The sequence below is a fragment of the Paenibacillus sp. FSL H7-0735 genome (assembly GCF_038008505.1).
GTDB lineage: Bacteria > Bacillota > Bacilli > Paenibacillales > Paenibacillaceae > Paenibacillus_AQ > Paenibacillus_AQ odorifer.
In genome coordinates this window covers 221,717-244,250 of record NZ_JBBOZH010000002.1, presented here as the reverse complement: position 1 = coordinate 244,250, position 22,534 = coordinate 221,717, and the positions used below count along the sequence as shown (strand labels likewise).

Below are 22,534 nucleotides of genomic sequence, written 5' to 3'. Positions count from 1 at the left end.
AGTTAACTAGCGCGCTGCATTGGTTAACCAAGAGGTAAAGCCAATTCGTCTGCTACATCAGTTAATCTAGTGGTAATAGCCAATTAGCGCGCTGTATTGGCTAGCCCGGCGGTAAGAGTTAACTAGCGCGCTGCATTGGTTAGCCAGGAGGTAAAGCCAATTAGCTCGTTGCATCGGTTAACCTAGCAGTAATAGTTAATTAGTTACTGTGCTTATCGGGCAACAATCCCGTACACACTGCTGGTCCAATCTAGCTACAACTCCGATTGGTTAGTCCTAATACTTAGTTACCAGGCGTGCGGCTGATCATTAGCTCATATTTATCGATGGAAGCACCCAGGATTGCGTCATTACCACCAGCACCACGGTGCGACTGACGGAAGGACTCGCTGGAGGTCCAGCCTTTGAACGCATCCTCATTCTCCCATACGGTGCAGATTTTTAATTCCTCGATACCTTCTTTGGCATTTCCGCGCCATACCTCCATACGTACAAACCCAGGCATATCCTGTACACCATTATTTCCTCCGAAACGTTGAGCAATAGCTTCGCCATGACCTTCTTTTACTTTAATAGTATTAGTTACTACCAGCATGATAGATAAACCTCCGATCAGAAAGTTAGTATATTCTCAGGACATTGTGAATCGAAATAATATAACATGAGAACCTTGGAAATTAACATCAAGACCTCAAGGTAACATCGTGATTCTCAAAAGCACATTACACCCGAAAGTACGGAGCAATGGTATATGACACAAGGCACAAGACACAAGGACAAGGCGCAAGGTACAAGGTACAAGGTACAAGGCACAGAACACAATACACAAACCACAAACCAACTAACAAAATAAAAGACCACCCCAAAAGACACAAGAACGCGGGCGCTTAATTGCACTTTGTACACTTAAATTATCCGTCACACCAGAAACGATCGAATAAGTGTATTCTCTGCAACTAATTTGTGCGAATCTGGTGAATCGACGAGAATAGCCTTCTTTTAACTGTATAGAGTGCAACTAAAGTATGATTTCTCCTCTAATTGCGCTGAATAGATGTACAAAGTGCAACTATTATCTATTTAAACGTTAAGTATTGTGCAAACTCAGGTACCTGCCAAAAATCAAAGTGTCTACTGCAAGTAAAGTGGCTACAGCAAGTAAAGTGTCTATCGCAAGAGAAAGTAACTACTGCAAGTAAAGTGCCACCTCAACCGTAACGTTACTCTAAGCCAAAGTGCAACTCAACTCCAAAGTGTTTACTCAAAACCACCATTCCAGCTAGCACCTAATTGCAGTCCCGGTTACCTAATATAGCCCACAAATGAAGTTACATTGCAGAATGTGCAACAGAATAGCCTGAATGTTGTCTGAATAATGCAGTCTGTTGCATTCTGTACAATAGAATCAAGCCCCAATCGCCTAAAAGGAGGGGAGCCACTAAATTGATTGCACAAAGTGCAATCACCCAAGGCCTCATCCTCGTCTAGAGCGATTCTATTGCACAAAGTGCAATCACCCCAGATCATCCGGCTCCCTACGCGTCCAGTGCAATTTTATTGCGGATTGGTGGTCCATAGTCCTGCTGTTTTTAGGAAGACGCGATCCGGCAGCTTCAAAGCTGTCAGTGCCAATTCAGCAACATCTTCAGGTTGCATCATGCGGTCTTCGTCACCGATTTTAAGTCCAGCATTGGAAGCTAGGCCAGTGTTCACGGTGCTTGGAGTCAAGGCTACGACGCGGATATTGTGTTTGCGCACTTCTTGTGCGAGGGCTTCGGTCATGCCCATGAGAGCGAACTTGGATGCGCAGTAAGCAGAGCCTGTCGCGAAGCCGCGTTCTCCGGCTGTGGATGAAATATTGATGATATTTCCGCCATTTTTCTCAATCATCGCAGGCAGTGCAGCACGGGTTACGTAATAAGTACCGTAAAGATTAACTTGGATGTGGCGCTCCCAGTCTGCAGGGTCCATTTCTACTAAAGTGCCGAATTTTGCAATCCCGGCATTGTTGATTAATGCATCAAATGCTCCAAGCTCATTTTGCAGGGAAGCAACAGCACGTTCAGCTTCTTCACGTACGGCGATATCGGCCACGGCAATGCTGACTTTAACATCATATACTTCCGTTAAGGCTGATTTTAACGCTTCGAGATCACCTGAAGTTCTGGAGATCAGGCCTAAATTAGCACCTTCCTTAGCCAGTGCCATAGCCAAGGCTTTTCCGATCCCTTTGCCTGCACCAGTAATTACAACACTCTTTCCTCTCAAATCCATCTCTATCGTCACTCTCCTTCAAACTTTTTTGAAGCAGCTGCTTCATTCAAGTCTTATTATACCTGAATGCTATAGGGCAATTACAATCGCCCCTAAGAAAACGGGTTGCGAATTTCATGAAACCGAACGCCTTTTTCATGAAAAGTATTATTCATGGAGTTTCGTCAGCGGTACCGAAGCTGGGCCCTCTAAAACCTCGCCATCGTAGGAGAAGCGGGAACCATGGCAAGGGCAATCCCAAGAGCGATCCCCGTTGTTCCATTCGCATTCACAGCCCATATGGGTACAGGTTCTATCCACCAGATGAAGTTTACCTTCTGGATCCTTATAAGCTCCCACACGTTTGCCATCATGGAACACAACGGCCCCTTCGTCAGCTTCTAAATCAGTTGTCTTTTTATGGACGATTTCCACTTTGCCCGCCACGAGCTCTTTTGCCACATTGGCATTTTGCACGATGAAGTTTTTTAGGCTGGTGCCAGCTTTGAAGCGGGACGGATCGTACAATTCGGTATACGGATTATCTTTGCGCTGAATCTGATCCGAGATGATCTGTGCGGCCAGCGTACCGCTTGTCATGCCCCATTTTCCAAAACCTGTGGCGATATAAATCTCTTCATCGTCTGAAATCTTGCCGATGTAGGGCACCCTGTCTAGGGTGATTAAATCCTGTGCTGCCCAGCGGTAAGGGATTGTTTTGATGCCGAGCAGATTTCCTGCGAATAGCTCCAAATTCTCATAATGTCCTATCGTACAGATGCCCTGGCCTGTCTTATGATTGTCTCCCCCGACAATGACCAGATTCATGCCTTCCCACTCTACTGCACGCAGAGAACGGGTGGGTTCGCTTGCGCTTAGATACATTCCACCCTCAAAATCCGTTTCAGGCTGGATCGCCAGACAGTAGGAACGTTCAGCATGCAGCCGCGAGAAATATAATGCTCCTCCATCGTAGAAGGGGAAATGAGAAGCTGAAACGGCGTAGCGGCAGGTGATCCGATACCCGTCCTTTTCAGTAAAAAGCGTAAGCTTATCGTTCTTCTCCACCTTATCTGCCATCATCGTATGCTCATAGATTACGCCACCTTTATCCTGAATGACCTTCAGCAGGCCCTTCAGATATTGCAGCGGGTGAAAGCGGGCTTGTCCTGGTAATTTAATGGCACCACTGGCCATCAGAGGGATAGAGACGTTATCTAGCCACTCTCCGGGCAGACCCAATTGTTCATAGGCTTTATACTCTTCCTCCAGTTGTTTAAGCGTCTTATGATCTTCAGCATCCGCGTACAGAAAAGCTGCCTCATGTTTCATGCCGCAGGATACTTCAAGTTCCTCAGCCGTATTCTGGATCCAATTCATAGCCTCGCTGTTTGAACGATAATAGAGCCGGGCTTGCTCATGCCCAAAATGCTTTATCAAATGATGATAGATTAACCCGTGCTGTGCTGAGATTTTTGCACTGGTAAAACCCGTAGTGCCACTTAGAATTTCCCCTGCTTCCAAGAGCGTGACTTTGTAGCCTGCTTTGCTGAGGAGATAGGCTGTTGTAATGCCTGTAATTCCACCGCCTACCACTGCCACATCTGTAGAAATATCTTCAGCCAGCTTTGGAAAAGTCGGTAAATCCGTGGTATCTCTCCATAATGATTCCGGAAATTGTGGAAGACTTTGCGTTATCTTACGGTTTGGGTCCATCTATTATCCCTCCATCTGTACAATCCTCATCTCATTTATTACCACAGTCCTGTGAAAAGAAACTCCCCGTTCAATTGTGCAGTGCATGAATTCAAAGAAACAGTGCCAAAATAAGGGGGGATCCGGGACGTAAAGGACAAATAGGAGGGATGATGTTCCATGTCAGTTCAACAGGATAAGGACAATATTTCTCTGGAATGGATCAAAGACCAGCTGAACGGGTTCGCGGATTTAATCGATAAAACGAGCGTTGCCCCTTTTGGGCAAATCAACCTGCTCTATATCAAAAGCGTTACAGATGCGCAGACACTCAGCCGCCACGTGATTGCGCCGTTTTATGAAATGGAGAGTATTAGCGCTTATCAGGATTACATTATGACTTATCCGGGCACTGAAGAGGCGACTACGAGAGAGAAGGCGATCGACCTTTTGCTCAGTGGTTATGTGCTTCTGGGTATAAAAGATGTGATTTATTTCTTCGATGCTATGAGTACGGAGAGCAGCGGTGTTAGTGAAACGTCTGCCGAAAGTATTTCACAGGGGCCGTCAGATGCACTGACAGAGGATATAGCGATTAATTTGAACATGATTCGGCGGCGTTATCAATCCACTAATCTCAAAATGGAGACCATGGTCATCGGCGATGTCTCTAAAACAAAGATAGCTATTTTATACGATGACAGTCGTGTTGACTATAACGTTTTAAAAGAATTAAGGGAGAAGATGGGGACGCTAAAGGTTGATATTTTGCAGGCTGCAGGAGAACTTGAGAAGTTTATAAGCAGTGACAAATTAAGAATACTCCCTAAGTCCATCATCACCGAAAGACCGGATAGAGTGGTGTTTAATTTGTCTGAAGGTAAAGTAGCGATAGTGCTGGATACAACCGGTTATGCGATAGTGCTGCCTTCTATTTTTAATGACTTCTTTACATCCATGGATGATAAAATACAGTTTCCTATCGTGGGGCGTTTTCTAAAGCTGCTTCGGATTATCGGTGTGTGCATGACGTTGTGGCTGCCTGCGCTCTACGTAACACTCACCTCGTATAACCCAGAGATTATTCGTGTGCAGATTGCCTTGCTTATTGCGGGCAGTCGTGCGACTGTGCCTTATCCATCTTTTGTGGAAGTGCTTTTAATGCTCATGATGATGGAGTTTCTGACTGAAGCGAGCTTACGGCTCCCCAAGGCAATTGGTCCAACGGCAACGACGGTAGGAGGGCTTATCTTGGGGCAGGCAGCGACGGCAGCAGGACTTGTAGGGAATATCATGATCATATTGGTTTCTGCTGTTGCGATATCCAATTTTCTAATTCCGCTGAATATGATGAGCTTGTCCATACGAGTGCTGAAGTATATTTTTCTTATTGCCGCAGCTTTTTTAGGATTGGTTGGGGTAGTGGTCTGTGTTGTGGGATTCGCCATGTATTTATGCAAACAGCGCAGCTTCGGACGACCTTATTTCAGATTGTTTTTTCTCGATAATCTCGGCAAGAAGAAGGGTGGAGAGCATTGATGGCCAAAAGCCGTTATTTCTACTGTCTTTTTCTGATGAACAGCCTGATCAACATCATTAATTTTGTTCCAAGGGAACTAATAGACAGACGTTTTGGTGGTGCTTTGATGTCCATCCTAATCGGAACGATCTTGGGCACTTTGTTTGTCTATATATTTACTGTACTGATTGCTAAATTCCCCGGCAAGGGGTTTCCGGAAATATTTGACTCCTTGCTTCCTAAGAAGTTAGCCAGAATCTTATTGGTCCTTTTTGCTGGCTTATGGTGTGTGGCCGGGGGAGTTACATTGCTTTCTTTTGTAGATATCACGCTGCGGTTTATCAGTCCCGATTCGAGTCCTTATACGGTTGTGATCAGTTTTTTAGTCTTGGTCTGCATCTGCTGTCGCTTCGATTCTTTATCACTCTTGTATGGGCTTGAAATCATTCTCAGCGTATCCTTACCGTTAATTATTTATGGCCTCGTAAAAGCGTTGACCAATCCGGACTTCAATTGGGATTCTGTTTTGCAGGTCACTACATACTTCTGGCATAAGCCGGACCTAATGAGCCTTGCGGCGGCTACCTTTTCGTTTAGCGGTTACTTAAACCTGGCCATATTTAATCGGGTATTTCATGGGCTGAAGCTGAAGCATGCCTGGATTTTAGGGGTGGAGGGTCTTTTCGTACTGCTCTTGACTTTCTTAGTTCCCATCGGATATTTCGGAACCGTTGCTATTGATAGGCATGTGTATACATGGTTCTCGACGGCCGACAGTATTCGGATGGAATCCTTTATTATTGAACGGATGCTGTTTATTTTTTATTTTACCTATTTAAGTTTATCTCTGGTGAGTGTAATTGTTCATTGGCATGGAGGTTTAGAGCTTTTTAAAGGTGCCCTTTCATCTGTAAAAAAACAGTCCCCAAAAGCAGAGCACTGGAAAGAGTGGGGCATTCTAGGCTTGTTTAGTGCGATGGTTCTGTCCTTAATGGGGCTGGATCAATATCAACTTAATATGTTTGGTGCCTGGTTTCTGCAAATTCGCTGGTTTGGTGAGATGTTCATCATCGCTCTGCTGTTTTATTGTTATCGCAAAGTTAGGAGGGGGAAGCTGTGAGAAGAGTACTTGCTGGAATTGGGATTATATTACTCCTTCTTCTTCCTGGTTGTGACTTCAAGGAGATTGATTTGCGGATTTTCGTGTTAGCGATCGGCGTTGACCAAGGTGCAGAAGAAGGGAATTTTAAGATTAGCTTAAAGCTTGCCATCCCTCAGGGGGATGTTACCAAGATTGATGAGAAGATGCAGATCTTGACGGAGGAGTCTCCAAGCATTTCGGAAGCCCTCCGTAGAATGAAATCCAGAGTGGAAAAGGAGCTTGATTATTCCCATTGTAAATCAATTATTTTGGGGGAGGGGGTTGCCCGTAAAGATATTCTCCATGTTATGGATTGGGCTGTGCGACGTAGAGATATCCAACTTATTGTCAACTTTGCAATAGGGCGTCCGGAAGCACTTCAAGTGCTGAAGGTAAGACCTGAATCGGAGCGGATTCCATCGAATTCTCTTATTCTGGCTATGAGTGGACAAGGCACGGAGTCTCCATTTATTTCTAGTGTGTATTCCTTTCAGCTGATGAGAAATATCTTTGAGGAGGGGATTGATCCGATCCTGCCGATTATCGAGGCCAAAGGGGATAAGGAGTTTTTAATTGATAAAATTGCTCTGCTGAATAACGAGAAAATCAAAATGGTTCTTACGCCCAACGAAACCCGGCTATATAATCTGTTATCACGCCCGAATCTGCGAACCAACTTACCCGCTCATTCCGAAGGTATTATGTATCAATACTACACAGAGAGATCATCTTCAGACTACAAAATCCTGACACCAGAGCATGGGAAAGCCACTATTCGTTATCGTATTAAGATAAAAGGTATTCTCGAAGAGAGCAGTAGCCCGGATTTGGTGACACATCACATGTTGAAGAAGATCCAGGAAGCCGGGGAAAAAGAACTGGAAGAGGATATCTTAGCATTGCTGACCAAAATTCAAGCAAGTGGCCTAGATCCCTTTGGTTGGGGGCTGCATTATGGAGCAAGACACTTTAATAACGATACGGAAATGAAAGTGTGGAAGGGGCTCTATTCAGATCTTAAATTTGAGATCAAAGCTGACGTGAATATTAAATATTCAGGGATGATCAAGTAGCTGGGAAAGAATGTGTGGATAAAAATGGGATTGACGTCCCCATTCACAAGATTTATACTTGATCTAAAAATAAGTTAGAGGATGATAGGAATGAAAAGTCTAAATTTGACCTCCCAACGTCAAGCCGTTTACGATATCGTCCTTAATTCACATGACCATCCTACTGCTGCGGAAGTGATGAATCGGCTAGTAGAGCAGGGACATAGCTTAGCATACGGTACTGTATATAACTCTCTGCGTTATCTTTCAGATAAACAAATGATTCGTGAGCTTAAGCTTGGTGAAGCTGCCAGCAGATATGACGCACGTATGGATGATCACCAGCATATCATTTGTGAGGTTTGTGGAGCAGTAGATGAGGTTATGAATCAAGTTCCGCGTGAATGGATGGATACAGTGGCCAAGGATACCGGTTATACCATTGGTCATGCCCATGTAGTATTTGGGGGCGTCTGCCCGAACTGTAAGAACAAAAAGAATAATTAGGATAGAGGTGCCGGAGCCCTGTGCCGCGGCAATAATAAGTATATCGGAAGAGACCGCTTTCATTGAGGCGGCCTTTTTTGTTGCATTTATATGACAATTCTCAAAAAAAATGAGAAAAACGAAGAAAGATAGGAGGAAAATCGGTTCCTAAAACAGATATAAAATTATATATTAAGTCTGGTAAATGTATCCTTGCCTAAGACTCAGATGAGAGAGAGATGATGACATCTATGAAAAAAAATGCGGGTATGACTATCCGTACCAAGTTAATTCTTACATATCTAATAATACTGCTGCTGCCCAGTATTATAATAGGCTGGCGAACCTATCAAGCTGCCAGCCAGGAAGTGGAAGATCAACTGGTGAACAATGCTACCGAAAGTGTGCTGGCCGTAAATGAAATCATTAACTCTAATATTCAATCCAAAATAGATGCGATTTCTTATTTTGCCGCGGAATTTTCATCTGAGGGGATCAACAGTGAGGGATCTGGGGGGACTTCCTCTGCTGTAAAAGCCAGACTGAAGGAATATGTGGCGCTGCATCCGGATGTACTGGACATTTATGTGGGTACAAGCAATGGCAAGGCTATTCATGCTTTAGATGCTAAGCTGCCGGAGGGTTATGATCCAAGGCAGGAAAGCGCCTATATTAATTCTCTGAAGCAAGGGAAAGGGGCTGTGATTTCTCCTGCTTTTCAAACCGTAAATAAGGAAACCGCGGTTGCGATATCAACGGTTCTTAAGGGCGGTGATGGGGTGATCACAATGAATCTCAACCTGTCTACTTTAGGGGAGCTGACCTCAATTAAGGTAGGGAAGGAAGGTTATATCCTCATCGTTGATAACAGCAAGAAGTTTCTAGTTCACCCTACAGAGGCTATCGGGCAGGAATCGTCCGATGATTTTGTAAAGAAAATGTTCGAGAAAGAACAAGGGGTCTTCGATTATGTTTTCAAGGATACGTCCAAAAAGATGACCTTTATGGTCAATGAACTGACGGGTTGGAGAATCGGAGGTACGATCAGCATTGATGAGGTTAACTCAGCAACTAGTGGAATCCGCGATACAGCTCTGCTTGTTATTGTAGTTTCCGTTCTGCTTGCGCTGGTTGTGATCTATTTTAATATTCAATCGATTTTGAGACCGCTTTTCCGGCTGCGGAAAGCAACTGCAGTGATAGCCAAAGGTGATCTGTCGGAAGACATGGGTGTTTTCCGTAAAGATGAAATAGGGCTGCTGGCAGAGAATTTTCAATTAATGGTGATTAGCTTGCGCGAGATGATTATTGGCGTGCAGGAGATGACAAGCAATGTATCCTCCTCAGCGGAAGAACTGACGGCTAGTGCGGATCAGACTGCCCAAACGATTGAGCAGGTAACCATAGCGATTCAGGACGTAGCAGCAGGGACGGAGCGACAGGTGGTTAGTGTACGAAAAGGAATGGAGAGCACTGCTGCTACAGCCAGCGAGGTCGAGCAGATTTCCACATATATGGAGCAAGTATCTACAATGATGGACAAGACCTCACTCTCAGCATCAGAAGGCAATGATTCGGTTATCAGCGTAGTGGACAAAATCAATGGTATCCATGAAACGGTCGGAGAGCTTGGCAGTGTAATTGACAAACTGAATGAGAGAACCAGTCAAATAGAGGGTATTGTTGGCGTTATCACAGGGATTGCCCGCCAGACCAATCTGCTGGCCCTCAATGCTTCCATTGAGGCAGCCAGAGCCGGGGAACAAGGGCGTGGATTTGCGGTGGTTGCTGCCGAGGTACGTAAGCTGGCAGAGGAATCAGAGAGATCCGCACATTTGATTGCCGAGCAGATTACCGCTATTAATAGTGAAATGCTGCTGGTAACTCATACGATGGAAGACACCAGACAGCGCGTATCCGAAGGCATTGAGGCTGTGGATACTTCCGGCCGTTCTTTCTCCCGTATCCGAAGAGCAGTAAAGAGTGCCGCGGAGAAGATTGAAGCCATGGGCGGGGTTGTGCAGACCTTATTGGTGGAGTCTAATCATATGGAGAAGGCTATTGGGGAAATTCGCGGCATATCGGAAGAGGCGGCTGTGAATACGGAAACTATCGCAACTGCCGCACAAGAGCAGCTTGCTTCTGTAGAGGAGATGGCATCTTCGTCTACCGACCTTAGCCGTCTTGCAGAAGAACTGCAAAAGCTGGCGAGCCGCTTTAAGATACACGCTTCTGGCAATAAGAATGATTTCTGATAGGAGAACCGGCTTTTTATCTTCCCTTTTCAACTCCTTTGCAAGTATACTGATAAACAATAATGTTGGGTTAGGCAATGGAGAGAGGAGAGATAATAGGAAATGGCAGAGCAATTAAAAGGGTTCACTGTCGCCTTGGCGGGTCCACGCAAATCGGAAGAAATGGCCAAGTTGGTTCAGAATATGGGGGGGACGGCAGTATGCCGACCTGCTCAAGGGACTGTATTTCTTGATGATGAGGCATTGCTGGAAGGTTTGAATGCATGGATCAATCAGCCTCCCTACTTGGCGATCCTGACTACAGGGATGGGACTTGATGCTCTCTTCGATATGGCTGAGCGAATGGGGATCGAAGAACGTTTCTTAGAAGTACTTTCTGGTTCTATTATTGCCGCACGGGGTTATAAGACAGTGAATGCTTTGAAAAAAAGAGGACTTACGCCGGAGGTTCGTGACGACGACGGAAGTACAATCGGATTGATTCGTGGGCTTCAATCCCTGAATTTGCAGGGGAAAGAAGTCGTTCTTCAGCTGCACGGAGATCCAGCTCCTCATATGCTTGCATGGCTGCAGGAGGCTGGGGCTACTACCCGCCAAGTGTTGCCTTATCGCCATACCCCACCTGAGCCGGGCGAACTGGAAAGATTGCTTCTAGAAATCATATCAGGCAAAATTGATGCCGTGGCTTTTACGAGTGCACCACAGTTTCGTTTCCTCTGTCAATTTGCCCGGGAACAGGGAAAGCTGGACGAAATGCTGAAGTCTTTCGAGGATAAAGTGCTTGCTGTTTCTGTAGGGCGGATTACCTCTGAGGCTCTTAAAGAAGAGGGCGTACAGCGTATCATTATGCCTGAGCATGAACGGATGGGAAGCATGATTGTAGAGCTAGGCAAATATGTGGCGGCGAATCGCTAAGTCACAAGTTGCGTCAGCTTTACACGAATGACGTTATCACACAGAAGCATTCCCGCCTGTTATCATGGCCGGGGATGCTTTTTTACCCGGGAAAAATAAGTCCAAAGAGCAATATACCTGCCATCTGCATGGACATTCGCGGCAGTTTTCCTTAGAATATAGGCAACATGTGACGAATAATAACAACGAATAAGGAGGAGGATCCCATGGACAAGAGAAAATGTCTATTACTTGGTGATTACACCCATCCCCGGTTTCATCCACTTCAAGGAGTGGACCAACAAATTAGCGAGATCTTAAATGATTTATTAACCGTGCAATGTTCAGAAAATAAAAAATTAATGCGCATTGAGCATTTAGCAAGTTATGACCTATGTATCGCTTACAATGAATTGTGGAACGAAACAGTCTCCCCTCAACAAACGGCTGGTTTGCTCAGCTATGTAAGTGGAGGAGGAGGACTCATTGTTCTTCATACGGGAGCTTCGTTGACGAAACGTAACGAGCTTGCTCAGCTAATCGGGGGTCGTTTTAACGGACACACGGCTTACGAACCGATGAACTTCAAGGTGCTGGAGCATGACATCACCGAAGGTGTGGAAGATTTCCAATTGGATGAGGAGCCATATCATTTTGAATTTGACCCGTTCACAGAGCGGACTATTCTGCTTCAATATGAATCGGAGGGTCAATGGATTCCAGCTGCATGGTGCCATAGCTACGGTTTAGGACGAGTAGTATTCCTAATGCCTGGTCATCATGAACCCTCCTTCCGTCATCCGGCACTACGTAAACTAATTCTACAGGCGGCTACTTGGGCTGCCCGTATTCCGGTCACTAACTAAGGAATGTTGTGTTTTTTTTGAAATACGTACACAGTGGGGTATACTTTAATCATAAACTCCGTTATGTAATGAAACGGAATCTTTGGGAGGAAAGTGCCATGAGTGATTTGTTTAAAAAAGCGATCTCTTTAGGAGTGGGCCTCACCATTGTCAGTAAGGAAAAAGTAGAGAAGGTTGTTGAAGAACTAGTGAAACGCGGGGAGCTTGCTCCTTCGGAATCTAGGGCTCTCGTCGATCGGTTGATTGAACGTGGTGAGGAAGAACGAGGCATGTTCAAGTCTGCTGTACAAGAGCAAGTACAACGCGTGCTAAAGGAAATGAATGTGCCTGTACAAAACGATATTGCCGAGCTGGAAGGGCGAATTGCAGTATTGGAGCGCCGGTTGGCCGAGCTAGAGGGAATTTCCCATCTAGAGGGAACATCGGCGGAAACGCGTTCGGACTAAATGGCAGTACGCATTAGACATGCCGGACGTTACCGGGCAATCGCCATGGCGCTTATGCGCCATGGTTTTGGCTATATGGTGGAAGAGCTGGGGCTCTATCACTTACTATCCCTTCCACGTCGTCTTGTAACGCAGGAAGCACACACAAGCCTTACGCTCGGGGAGCGGATTCGGCTGGTGCTGGAGGATTTGGGTCCAACCTTTATTAAGCTGGGACAACTCGCCAGTACCCGTTCAGATCTGCTGCCTGATTCTATTATTCAGGAATTGGTAAAACTACAGGATAATGTGCCTCCTTTTCCTGTCGACCGCGTGCGCGCGATCATTGAGCAGGAACTGGATCAGCATATGGATGAAATCTTTAACTCTTTTGAGGATACGCCACTTGCTGCGGCATCCATTGGTCAGGTGCATAGGGCTGTACTTCACAGTGGACAAGTCGTAGCTGTTAAAGTTCAACGTCCTGGTATTCTGCGAACGATGAGCAGGGATTTGGAAATTCTCAAAGATTTAAGCACGCTTGCTGAAAAGCGGCTCAGCTGGGCGAGGCAATATCAGCTGTGCCGTATGGTAGAGGAGTTCTCTAAATCGCTGCTTGGCGAGCTGGATTATAGCCAAGAGGGGCGTAATGCAGAGAAAATCGATCAGCAGATGGATTATGAGGGAGTGTACATCCCGGATATCTATTGGGACTATACGTCAGCACGAGTGCTGACGATGGAATATGTGGTAGGGACAACGCTGAGTCGTCGCGATGAGTTGCTGAGTAAAGGCGTTAAGCTTAAAGCCATTGCACAGCAACTTGTGGAGATGATGCTTAGACAAATCTTCATTCATGGTTTTTTCCATGCTGATCCTCATCCGGGCAATGTTATACGGATGGGTGATGGAAAGCTGGCCTTGATTGATTTTGGCATGATGGGTCGGTTGAATGAGGAGATGAAGGAGCAGCTGTCTGCGCTTATTATCGCTCTAATGCGCAAAAATACGGATGCAATGGTCCGGGCAATTTTGCGTCTTGGAGTCATTCCTGAGGATGCTGATCGAAGTGCGCTGCATGATGATATGGATCGGCTGCGGGATGAATATTATGATGTTCCATTTAGCAAAATGAGTATAGGCAAAGCCCTGAATGATCTGTTTGGCATAGCGCGAAAACATCGTCTAGTGCTGCCGCCAGATTTGACGATGTTAGGGAAGACAATGCTCACGCTGGAGGGAGTCATCAGCAACTTAGATCCAACCATCAGTATTTTGGAAATGGCGGAACCCTTTGGGCGGGAACTAATAAAGCAGCGCTTTAGCGGCAGTCGTTTGCAGCGCAAGTTTCTGGGAGGCGTAGCGGATTTAACAGAGAGTCTGCTGGAGCTTCCTGGGCAGGCTAAGCAGTTATCCGCGCTGATCAGTAAGGGAAAGATTAAGGTGGAGATTGTGGCACCCGAGATGCAGAATCTGGAGCGTAAGCTGGACCGGGTAGGTAACCGTTTAGCATTCAGTATTGTGATGCTCGCGTTTAGCATCATCATGACAGGACTCATTATTGGTACTGCGATGCGTGGACAGCCTTCAGTGTTATGGAATTTCCCTACAGTGGAGATTGGCAGCGTGGTGGCACTTCTGATGTTCTTATGGCTGATCTATGCGATTTTTAAATCGGGAAGGTTCTAGCTTAAGGGATTTGAATAATTATTCTTCAGCAGTTTCACACAAATGCCTTTCTATCAAGTACAATATAAAAGATAACTTTCTAAGCTTAACTTTACTTCTATTGTATAAAGTGGAATGGAACGCAAATGGAGTGCCGTCTTAACGTCCGGTGGATCGCTGCTGCCCAGAAACCGAACTTTGACCGCACTCTTTTAACGGGTCAAGGGATACATGGGACGGAAGGATGCCGGTGACGGTGTTCTTCCGCTTTTGTTTGAATATAGCTGAATCTGAAGCATATGCCCCAGAACAGGACAGCCTATGCAGGCTGCCTCATACAGGGCTTTTGAAGACGGAAGTTAAGAAAGAGATGTAATCAAATTAAACCGAGAAAATAGTGAGGTGGAGAATTTGCCGGGATTTAAAGATTTAGGAGTTTCAGAATTACTGTGTACATTGCTTCAAGGTCAAGGCATTGTTAAGCCTACGCCAGTGCAGCAGGAAGCCATTCCGCCATTGGTGCAGGGTTTGGACGTAATAGCTAGAGCGAAGACAGGTACAGGGAAGACTTTGGCCTTTTTGCTGCCAATTATGGACAAGATTCATACGGAGCGGGCTTATCCTCAGGCGCTGATTATGGCTCCTACACGTGAGCTGGCTTTGCAGATTACAGAAGAGGCACGCAAGCTGGCGCGTCATACGGATATCAAAATATTGGCGGTTTACGGTGGTCAGGATGTAGAGAAGCAACTGCGCAAGCTGGAAGGCGGCAGACATCTTATCATCGGTACACCGGGCAGACTGTTGGATCATATGCGCCGGGAGACGCTGGATCTTAGCGGCGTAAAAATGCTCGTTCTGGACGAAGCCGATCAAATGCTGCACATGGGCTTCTTGGAGGATGTTGAGACAATCATTACGGCTGTGCCTTATCGTCGTCAGACTATGTTGTTCTCCGCGACAATGCCTGATCCGATTAAACGTCTCGCTGCTAATTACATGAAAGAGCCACTGGATATCATCATTAAGAGTGGTTCTCCAATTCCGCTGGATAATATCAAACAGCAAGTAGTGGAATGCTCGGACCGTAATAAAGAAGAAGCGCTCAAATCCCTCATTGAACGGGATCGTCCTTACTTGGCTATTATTTTCTGCCGGACGAAACGGCGGGTATCCAATCTGAACGAAGCGCTGCAAGCAGCCGGTTATGAGTGTGACGAGCTGCACGGTGATTTGTCCCAAGGTAAACGTGAAGGTGTGATGAAAAGATTCCGTGATGCGAAGCTGCAGCTGCTAGTAGCGACAGACGTAGCAGCTCGGGGTCTGGATGTTGAAGGTATTACTCACATCTTTAACTATGATATGCCGCTTGATGTGGATAGCTATATTCACCGGATCGGACGGACTGGCCGTGCTGGAGGCAAAGGGCTTGCAATTACTTTCGTATCTCCACGTGATCAAGAGGGTCTGGATTTGATCGAGCATGGCATCTCGCAGCGGCTGGATCGCCGTCGTTACGAGAAGGATGAATTCGGCGTTGGCGAATTCATCCCTGTGCAAGGCGGCGGACGCCACGGCGGTCGCCAAAGCGGCGGCGCTGAGGCAGCGCGCACGGGCCGCGGGCCGAAGACCGGCGGCTCTGGCCGCGGCGGAGCTCCGCGCGGCGAAGGCGGAGCGCGGCAAGGTGGAGCGCGGCAAGGTGGCCGTGGCCGCGGTAAAGAAGCAGGCGGCTGGGGCGCGCCTGCAGAAGGACGCCGCGGTCGTTCCGATGCGGCGGCTGGCAAGCGTGGCGGCAGCGGTTATGACGCTGCTGCTCCTAAGGGCGGCGGCAAGGCTGCCGGTGTAGTGCGAGTAGGCGGCGGCTATGGCGCCTTCGCCTCCAGAGGCGAAGCGTCTGCCAGCGGCAACGCGGCAACGCCTAGCACCGGTTCGCGCGGTGCGAACCGGAAGGGCGGACCAAGCACTGGCTACAGTGAGAACGTAGCTAGAGGTGCGGACGGCGGTGCCTACACTGGAGGCACTCCACGTGGCGGCTTAGGCAGCGGCTATGGTTCAGGCCCGTCTAGAGGCGGCAAAGGTGGTAAAGGCAGCAAAGGTGGATACGGCGGTGCCAAGGGTGGCGCTGCTGGCAAAGGCGGCCGCAACAGCGGTGGTGGATCTTCACGCGGTGGCCGTAGCAATGGATCCGGTGGCTTTAAAAGCGGCGGTCGCGGCACTTCCAGATAAAGTTAGTAGAGTTTTATAGATGAAACTTGTTACCATAGGGTAGTTAGCGCTGAAGCTAATGACCTATGGTAACCTTTATTTTATAGCGTGGAACATATTGATTTTTATTTTTAAATTAGGTTCTTAGTGAAACATTTATGAAGGAAAGCCTGTCTAATAGATAAATAGAATGTTCGGCTTCGAGGAGGAAGAACTTACAGATGTCAAAAAAATTTAAAATTATAATCTTGTTAATTGTCGTTATTGCTGTCGGTTGGGGAATAGGAAAGTACACGTCTCCTTCTGCTTCGGAGAGTAACGGTTCTAATATAAATGTGGGGGATAATCTTCAAGGTGAGCCTGGGAATACGGGGGAAAGTGATGGAGGGGGGATTACAGACCCGGCAGTAGCTGATCCATCTGATACTCCAGATTCATCTAATCCATCTGAACCCTCTAATCCGCCTGAATCAGGCGGTGATAATGCGGGTAGTGTTCCAGATCCTATTTCTGCAGAGCCTGATAGTATTACAGTGATGGTAAATAAGCAGTACGGCTTGCCTGATAATTATAAACCAACGGATCTTGTCTATCCTGATGTCCGTTTTACATTCAAAGAGAAAATCGAAAAGCGTATGATGCGAAGTGAAGCTGCCAAAGCCTTGGAGAAGATGTTCGCAGGTGCAGAGGAAGACGGAATTTATTTAGCAGGCGTTTCTGCATACCGGTCACAGGCAACCCAGACGACTTTGTATAACCGTTATGTGGAGAGAGATGGGGAAGAAAAAGCCCGTACTTACAGTGCAGTCCCCGGCTACAGCGAGCATCAGACCGGGCTGGCTATTGATGTCTCGGGAAGTGATGGCAAGTGTGCCGCCGAGAGCTGTTTTGGTGGGACGAAGGAAGCCGAGTGGTTGGCCAAGCATGTAGGGGAATATGGTTTTATCATCAGATATCCTGAAGGTAAGCAAGACATTACCGGATATAAGTACGAGCCTTGGCATATCCGTTATGTAGGCAAGGACATTGCAACTTATATCAATGAGAAGGATATTACGTTGGAAGAATATTATGACGCAATTCCGGTATCGAAATAACACAGACGCAGAGAGCAGTCCTATGAAATGGGTAGGGCTGCTTTTTCTATGGCAATACAAAGAGTTCAGAAGTTGCATTCCCTTACAGTTCGGGTAAGATACGTAGTGTAGTCCAAGTACAAGGAAGGAAGGGGAATAAAGATGTCGATCTACAATTTTGCCGGCGTTACACCTTCGGGTAAAGAAGTGCCGTTTGCGGAGTATGAAGGTAAGGTGCTGCTGATTGCTAATACGGCTAGTAAGTGCGGACTTACACCACAGTATGGAGACCTTCAGAAGCTATACGAACAGTATAGCGATCAAGGACTTGTAGTATTAGGATTCCCCTGCAACCAGTTTGCGGGTCAGGAGCCAGGTACGAGTGAAGAGGCTGAGGAATTCTGTCAGATTAATTATGGAGTTACCTTTCCGGTCTTCGCCAAAGTTGATGTTAATGGACCGGATGCCAGCCCGCTTTTCAATTATTTGAAGGAGCAGCAGCCTGGTGCTGGAGACAGCAGCGACATTAGCTGGAATTTCACGAAATTTCTTATTGATCGCAGCGGCAATGTAGTGGCTCGTGTGGAGCCCAAAGAATCGCCGGAAACGATGAAACAACATATTGAGTCACTCCTGTAGACCCTTTATGGGGTTAGTTGCAGAGTGATCTTCCAAGTATCCCTTCGACTCGGTTTCGACCGATGCTCGCGGGGATTTTCTTTTTTTAAAAGGATTAATGGAGATTGCCTTGAATTTTTATTGTGATAAATTATACTTGACGCTTTAAAAAGACCATGTATCCTTTGAAGAGAATATAGCAACTGTGCGAACATGCATAAAAAAGTGGAGTACAGCAGGATAATAACGGCAGGAGGGTTTTATACAAGCATGAAGTTAATTACAGAGGTAGCAGCACAAGCAGGGATCGACGAGCAGCATCTGGAACTATACGGCAAATATAAAAGCAAACTCTCGCCATCCTTATGGGAGGAAATGAAAAACAAGCCAGATGGCAAGCTGGTTCTGGTCACTGCGGTGAATCCCACCCCTGCTGGCGAGGGTAAGACCTTAACAACCATCGGGTTGGCGCAGGCAATGAATGCAGCAGGTGTGAAGACTGTGGCTGCTTTACGTGAGCCGTCGCTCGGGCCTTGCTTAGGGATGAAGGGCGGCGCAACAGGCGGCGGGAAGTCGCAGATTGTTCCGGCTGATGAGATTAATTTGCACTTTACCGGTGACATTCATGCGGTAACTTCTGCACATAATTTATTGTCCGCAATGATTGATAATCATATCTTCCAAGGCAATGAGCTGGGACTGGATCCGCAGCGTATCGTTTGGAAACGTGTCATGGATATGAATGACCGCAGCCTGCGCAGTATTGTGACTGGGCTCGGAGACGGAAACGGAGCCGTACGGGAAAGTGGCTTTCAGATTACAACGGCTTCTGAGATTATGGCTGTGTTATGCCTATGCGATAGCCTCATTGATCTCAAGAAGCGTTTGAACCGTATTCTAATTGGTTATGACCAAGAGGGACAACCGGTGACAGCCGAGCGAATCGGGGCCGTTGAAGCGATGACAGCGCTGCTTAAGGAAGCAGTTAAGCCAAACTTGGTACAGACTCTGGAAGGTACGCCTGTTATTGTGCACGGGGGTCCGTTTGCGAATATCGCTCATGGCTGCAGCAGTGTTATTGGCACTCGTTATGCCCTTAAGCTAGGGGATGTTGTGGTCACCGAAGCAGGCTTCGGAGCGGATCTTGGTGCAGAGAAATTCATGGATATCAAATGCCAACAGGCCGGGTTAACCCCTTCTGCTGCTGTTCTTGTCGTAACTGTTAAGTCCTTGAAATATAACGGTGGTGTGCCTAAAGGTGAGCTTCTAACCGAGAATCGGACGGCGCTGCGCGCGGGATTGGTGAATTTAGAACGCCATGTAGAGAATCTCGGTAAATTTGGAGTCCCTGTTTTAGTTGCCATTAATCATTTTGAAGGGGACAGTGAGGGCGAGATTAACGATGTACTGGAGGCCTGCCGCAATTTAAACGTGCCGGCTGCAATCTCAAAAGTATGGGCGGAAGGTAGTGCAGGTGGACAGGAGCTGGCTTCTGAGCTGAACAAGCTCTTGAATAATAGTGGCACGAGCCACTTTGCTCCTTTGTATGAGAAAGATCTCGACATTTCATCCAAAATCAACAAAATTGTCCGTGAGATTTACCGCGGGGCAGAAGTGAACTTTTCTCCGGCGGCTAAGCGTAGTCTGGCGGTTATTGAGCGGCTTGGGCTAAATGATCTTCAAGTATGTTTGGCGAAGACGCCTTATTCCTTCTCCGATCAGCCTAGACTCCTCGGAGCACCGGAAGGTTTTACGATTGGTGTCCGAGATATTACTCTTTCGCTTGGTGCAGGCTTTGCGGTAGTTATTACAGGCAATATCGTTACGATGCCAGGTCTGCCAGCTAAGCCAGCTGCTGAGGGACTATGGATGGACGAGGACGGAGAGATTCACGGTCTGGTGTAAAAGTGTTTAATAAAGGGCTTCTCCTTGTTGTATTAGAGGGGAAGCCTTTTTTATGCTTCCTTTGGATTCCTGCAAATGCAGATCATAATGTACCTCTCACGTGGCAAAGCTAATGAGGTCGTCGCATTCGGCAGCAGTGGCGGAAAAAACTTAAAATTGTGAACAATTTGAGGATATAGGCGGAAAAGACTTGTAATGTGATAAATATCACAATATAATCAATTTATAAAGTGAAATAAATCACAACTAACCCATTGTTGATCAGATTCCATCATTGATCGGTCATGCAAGTCAAATATATAACCCGATTGTCCATTTGAAGGAGGAAGAAATAATGAAAGTAGCTGTCATTGGATGTACCCATGCCGGAACCGCCGCAATTGTGAATACTGCTCAGCTTTACCCGGATGCCGAGATTACTGTATATGAGCGTAATGATAATATTTCCTTCTTATCCTGTGGAATTGCCTTGTATGTAGGTGGAGTGGTTAAAGACCCAGAGGGGCTATTCTATTCTTCACCAGAAAAGCTTGCAGAGCTTGGCGTAAAGACCAATATGCGTCATGAAGTAACTGCAGTGGATACGAAGTCCAAAACATTGCGTGTACGCAATCTGGAGACAGGCCACGAGTTCGCTGACACCTACGATAAGCTGATTATGACTACAGGTTCATGGCCGATTGTGCCGAAGCTTGAAGGATTTGAACTCGAGGGGATTTTACTTTCCAAGAACTATGATCATTCCAACACTATTATAGAAAAAGCTAAACAAGCGAATAAAATCACCGTCGTCGGCGCTGGATATATCGGCGTTGAACTGGTGGAAGCTTTTCAAATGAATGGGAAGCAAGTTACGCTAATTGATGGTGAAGATCGCATTCTGAGTAAATATCTGGATCAAGAATTTACTGCACCGATCGAACAATCTTTTCAGGATCATGGGATTAAATTGGCACTGAATGAGAAGGTCAGCTCTTTTGCGGGCAAAGACGGTAAGGTAACAAAGGTTATTACAAGCAAAGGTGAGCATGAGACAGATCTGGTCATTCTCTGCATTGGTTTCCGTCCTAATACTGAACTCTTAAAAGGTCAAGTCGATATGCTGCCTAATGGTGCCATTGTGGTCAATAACTATATGCAGACTAGCTGCCCGGATGTATATGCCGCGGGCGACAGCTGTGCGATTCACTACAACCCTACAGGCAAACACGCCTATATCCCACTGGCAACCAATGCTGTGCGGATGGGAACCTTAGTTGCACGCAACTTGGTAACAGAGACCATTCCTTATATGGGTACACAAGGGACTTCGGGCATTAAGATTTATGAAGATAATATCGCTGCAACAGGGCTTACTGAAGAAGGAGCTAAGGCTGAAGGAATGGACGTGGAAACCGCCATGATTATTGATAATTACCGTCCAGAATTTATGCCAACCTTTGAGCAGGTTCAGTTAAAAGTAGTGTTTGATCGCGCCACACGCCGTATTCTCGGGGCACAAATTATGTCCAAGATGGATCTGACGCAATCGATCAACACAGTGTCTGTATGCATTCAAAATCATATGACAATCGACCAACTAGCCTTTATCGATTTCTTCTTCCAACCGCATTACAACAAACCTTGGAACTTCCTGAATACAGTGGGTCTTCAAGCACTGCCGACAACAGTACCAAGCAAAGAGGCTGTAACGGTTTAAAAAGGAACGTTGTTCCTGAGTGATTTATTGAGGAAAAAGACAACCTTATAAAGCTAGAGAAGCAGCGATCCTCCTGTAACGGGAGGGTTGCTGCTTTTTTTGTTAGGTGCAGAATGATTAGCTGCATGTAGGTACAATCCAATGGCTTCGGCGATGGTAGCGAGCCAAATGTGCTCGAAAGCTACAGTTAAGGTCATTTGAGTCCGATGTCCGATAGCAAGCCAAATGTGCTCAAAAGCTACGTATAAGGTCGATTGAGTCCGATCGTGCTGAGTCAACGCCCACCGCAGAAGCTATCGGACCCAGAAGCCGCTATTTGGTAATTAATCGCCTATTGAGCGTGATTTCGGACTCCAATGCAGCTATTACATAAAATGAGGTACAACTAGTGTGTTTTTGATGGCAATAGCGACTATGGGGTCCGATAGCAAGCCAAATGTGCTCAAAAGCTACGTATAAGGTCGATTGAGTCCGATCGTGCTGAGTCAACGCCCACCGCAGAAGCTTTCGGACTCAGAAGCCGCTATTTAGCAATTAATCGCCTTTTGAGTGTGATTTCGGACTCCAATGCAGCTATTACATAGAATGAGGTACAACTAGTGTGTTTTTGGTGGCAATAGCGACTATGGGGTCCGATAGCGAGCCAAATGTGCTCAAATGCTACGAATAGGGTCATCTGAGTCCGATGTCCGATAGCGAGGTATAGCTACAGTGAGATATAGCTGCATATAAGGACAACTGTGTCCGATAGCTGCTGCGTACGCTCAAATGTAATCC

17 protein-coding genes are annotated in these 22,534 nt (G+C 46.5%); 14 read left to right on the top strand and 3 right to left on the bottom strand.

Going from position 1 to position 22,534, the window contains the following annotated elements:
• Positions 1-283: 283 nt before the first annotated feature.
• The 3 genes from NSS82_RS28725 to NSS82_RS28715 form a co-directional block, all read right to left on the bottom strand.
• Positions 284-595 (bottom strand): antibiotic biosynthesis monooxygenase, encoded by a 312-nt coding sequence (locus NSS82_RS28725; protein ID WP_036681985.1) that lies wholly within the window; start codon positions 593-595, stop codon positions 284-286.
• Positions 596-1,554: 959 nt separating this feature from the next.
• Positions 1,555-2,274, bottom strand: a complete 720-nt coding sequence (locus NSS82_RS28720) for a 3-ketoacyl-ACP reductase (protein ID WP_036681981.1) — start codon at positions 2,272-2,274, stop codon at positions 1,555-1,557.
• Positions 2,275-2,421: 147 nt separating this feature from the next.
• The gene (locus NSS82_RS28715) at positions 2,422-3,969 is read right to left on the bottom strand and encodes an FAD-dependent oxidoreductase (RefSeq protein WP_076272915.1); all 1,548 of its coding nucleotides are present in this window, start codon (positions 3,967-3,969) and stop codon (positions 2,422-2,424) included.
• A 159-nt stretch (positions 3,970-4,128) separates the two neighbouring features.
• Between NSS82_RS28715 and NSS82_RS28710 the strand changes: the two genes are divergently transcribed.
• The 14 genes from NSS82_RS28710 (at position 4,129) to NSS82_RS28645 (ending at position 21,757) form a co-directional block, all read left to right on the top strand.
• A complete protein-coding gene (locus NSS82_RS28710) occupies positions 4,129-5,487 on the top strand; it encodes a spore germination protein (RefSeq protein WP_036681977.1) in 1,359 nt (452 codons plus the stop codon).
• Positions 5,487-6,587, top strand: a complete 1,101-nt coding sequence (locus tag NSS82_RS28705; protein ID WP_036681975.1) for a GerAB/ArcD/ProY family transporter — start codon at positions 5,487-5,489, stop codon at positions 6,585-6,587. The genes NSS82_RS28710 and NSS82_RS28705 overlap by 1 nt, the downstream gene beginning before the upstream one ends.
• Positions 6,584-7,681 (top strand): Ger(x)C family spore germination protein, encoded by a 1,098-nt coding sequence (locus NSS82_RS28700; protein WP_036681972.1) that lies wholly within the window; start codon positions 6,584-6,586, stop codon positions 7,679-7,681. Before NSS82_RS28705 ends, NSS82_RS28700 begins: the two co-directional genes overlap by 4 nt.
• 90 nt (positions 7,682-7,771) lie before the next feature.
• A complete protein-coding gene (locus NSS82_RS28695) occupies positions 7,772-8,167 on the top strand; it encodes a Fur family transcriptional regulator (protein WP_036681969.1) in 396 nt (131 codons plus the stop codon).
• 230 nt (positions 8,168-8,397) lie between these two features.
• Entirely contained in the window at positions 8,398-10,401 is a 2,004-nt protein-coding gene (locus NSS82_RS28690; protein WP_326047794.1) for a methyl-accepting chemotaxis protein, read from the top strand.
• Between the two features lie 102 nt (positions 10,402-10,503).
• Entirely contained in the window at positions 10,504-11,316 is an 813-nt protein-coding gene (locus NSS82_RS28685; RefSeq protein WP_036681965.1) for a uroporphyrinogen-III synthase, read from the top strand.
• A 206-nt stretch (positions 11,317-11,522) separates the two neighbouring features.
• Entirely contained in the window at positions 11,523-12,161 is a 639-nt protein-coding gene (locus tag NSS82_RS28680; protein WP_036681964.1) for a ThuA domain-containing protein, read from the top strand.
• 98 nt (positions 12,162-12,259) lie between these two features.
• Positions 12,260-12,607: a phasin family protein gene (locus NSS82_RS28675; protein WP_036681962.1), complete on the top strand. Its 348-nt coding sequence runs from the start codon at positions 12,260-12,262 to the stop codon at positions 12,605-12,607.
• Positions 12,608-14,275, top strand: coding sequence for an ABC1 kinase family protein (locus NSS82_RS28670; protein WP_076272913.1), 1,668 nt, complete (start codon positions 12,608-12,610; stop codon positions 14,273-14,275). It begins immediately after the preceding gene.
• A gap of 390 nt (positions 14,276-14,665) precedes the next feature.
• The gene (locus NSS82_RS28665; protein WP_076272912.1) at positions 14,666-16,480 is read left to right on the top strand and encodes a DEAD/DEAH box helicase; all 1,815 of its coding nucleotides are present in this window, start codon (positions 14,666-14,668) and stop codon (positions 16,478-16,480) included.
• A 200-nt stretch (positions 16,481-16,680) separates the two neighbouring features.
• Positions 16,681-17,556: a M15 family metallopeptidase gene (locus NSS82_RS28660; protein WP_076105035.1), complete on the top strand. Its 876-nt coding sequence runs from the start codon at positions 16,681-16,683 to the stop codon at positions 17,554-17,556.
• 141 nt (positions 17,557-17,697) lie between these two features.
• Positions 17,698-18,174, top strand: coding sequence for a glutathione peroxidase (locus NSS82_RS28655; RefSeq protein ID WP_036681956.1), 477 nt, complete (start codon positions 17,698-17,700; stop codon positions 18,172-18,174).
• Positions 18,175-18,423: 249 nt separating this feature from the next.
• A complete protein-coding gene (locus tag NSS82_RS28650; protein WP_076140696.1) occupies positions 18,424-20,058 on the top strand; it encodes a formate--tetrahydrofolate ligase in 1,635 nt (544 codons plus the stop codon).
• Positions 20,059-20,392: 334 nt separating this feature from the next.
• Positions 20,393-21,757, top strand: a complete 1,365-nt coding sequence (locus NSS82_RS28645; RefSeq protein ID WP_038573671.1) for an FAD-dependent oxidoreductase — start codon at positions 20,393-20,395, stop codon at positions 21,755-21,757.
• The last annotated feature ends 777 nt before the right edge of the window (positions 21,758-22,534 follow it).

Excerpts from the sequence above, each read along its gene's own strand:
- NSS82_RS28715 (WP_076272915.1), bottom strand. The coding sequence starts at position 3,969 with ATGGACCCAAACCGTAAGATAACGCAAAGTCTTCCACAATTTCCGGAA.
- NSS82_RS28655 (WP_036681956.1), top strand. The coding sequence starts at position 17,698 with ATGTCGATCTACAATTTTGCCGGCGTTACACCTTCGGGTAAAGAAGTG.
- NSS82_RS28680 (WP_036681964.1), top strand. The coding sequence starts at position 11,523 with ATGGACAAGAGAAAATGTCTATTACTTGGTGATTACACCCATCCCCGG.
- NSS82_RS28720 (WP_036681981.1), bottom strand. The coding sequence starts at position 2,274 with ATGGATTTGAGAGGAAAGAGTGTTGTAATTACTGGTGCAGGCAAAGGG.
- NSS82_RS28710 (WP_036681977.1), top strand. The coding sequence starts at position 4,129 with ATGTCAGTTCAACAGGATAAGGACAATATTTCTCTGGAATGGATCAAA.
- NSS82_RS28690 (WP_326047794.1), top strand. The coding sequence starts at position 8,398 with ATGAAAAAAAATGCGGGTATGACTATCCGTACCAAGTTAATTCTTACA.
- NSS82_RS28685 (WP_036681965.1), top strand. The coding sequence starts at position 10,504 with ATGGCAGAGCAATTAAAAGGGTTCACTGTCGCCTTGGCGGGTCCACGC.
- NSS82_RS28670 (WP_076272913.1), top strand. The coding sequence starts at position 12,608 with ATGGCAGTACGCATTAGACATGCCGGACGTTACCGGGCAATCGCCATG.
- NSS82_RS28650 (WP_076140696.1), top strand. The coding sequence starts at position 18,424 with ATGAAGTTAATTACAGAGGTAGCAGCACAAGCAGGGATCGACGAGCAG.
- NSS82_RS28645 (WP_038573671.1), top strand. The coding sequence starts at position 20,393 with ATGAAAGTAGCTGTCATTGGATGTACCCATGCCGGAACCGCCGCAATT.
- NSS82_RS28660 (WP_076105035.1), top strand. The coding sequence starts at position 16,681 with ATGTCAAAAAAATTTAAAATTATAATCTTGTTAATTGTCGTTATTGCT.
- NSS82_RS28675 (WP_036681962.1), top strand. The coding sequence starts at position 12,260 with ATGAGTGATTTGTTTAAAAAAGCGATCTCTTTAGGAGTGGGCCTCACC.
- NSS82_RS28705 (WP_036681975.1), top strand. The coding sequence starts at position 5,487 with ATGGCCAAAAGCCGTTATTTCTACTGTCTTTTTCTGATGAACAGCCTG.
- NSS82_RS28695 (WP_036681969.1), top strand. The coding sequence starts at position 7,772 with ATGAAAAGTCTAAATTTGACCTCCCAACGTCAAGCCGTTTACGATATC.
- NSS82_RS28725 (WP_036681985.1), bottom strand. The coding sequence starts at position 595 with ATGCTGGTAGTAACTAATACTATTAAAGTAAAAGAAGGTCATGGCGAA.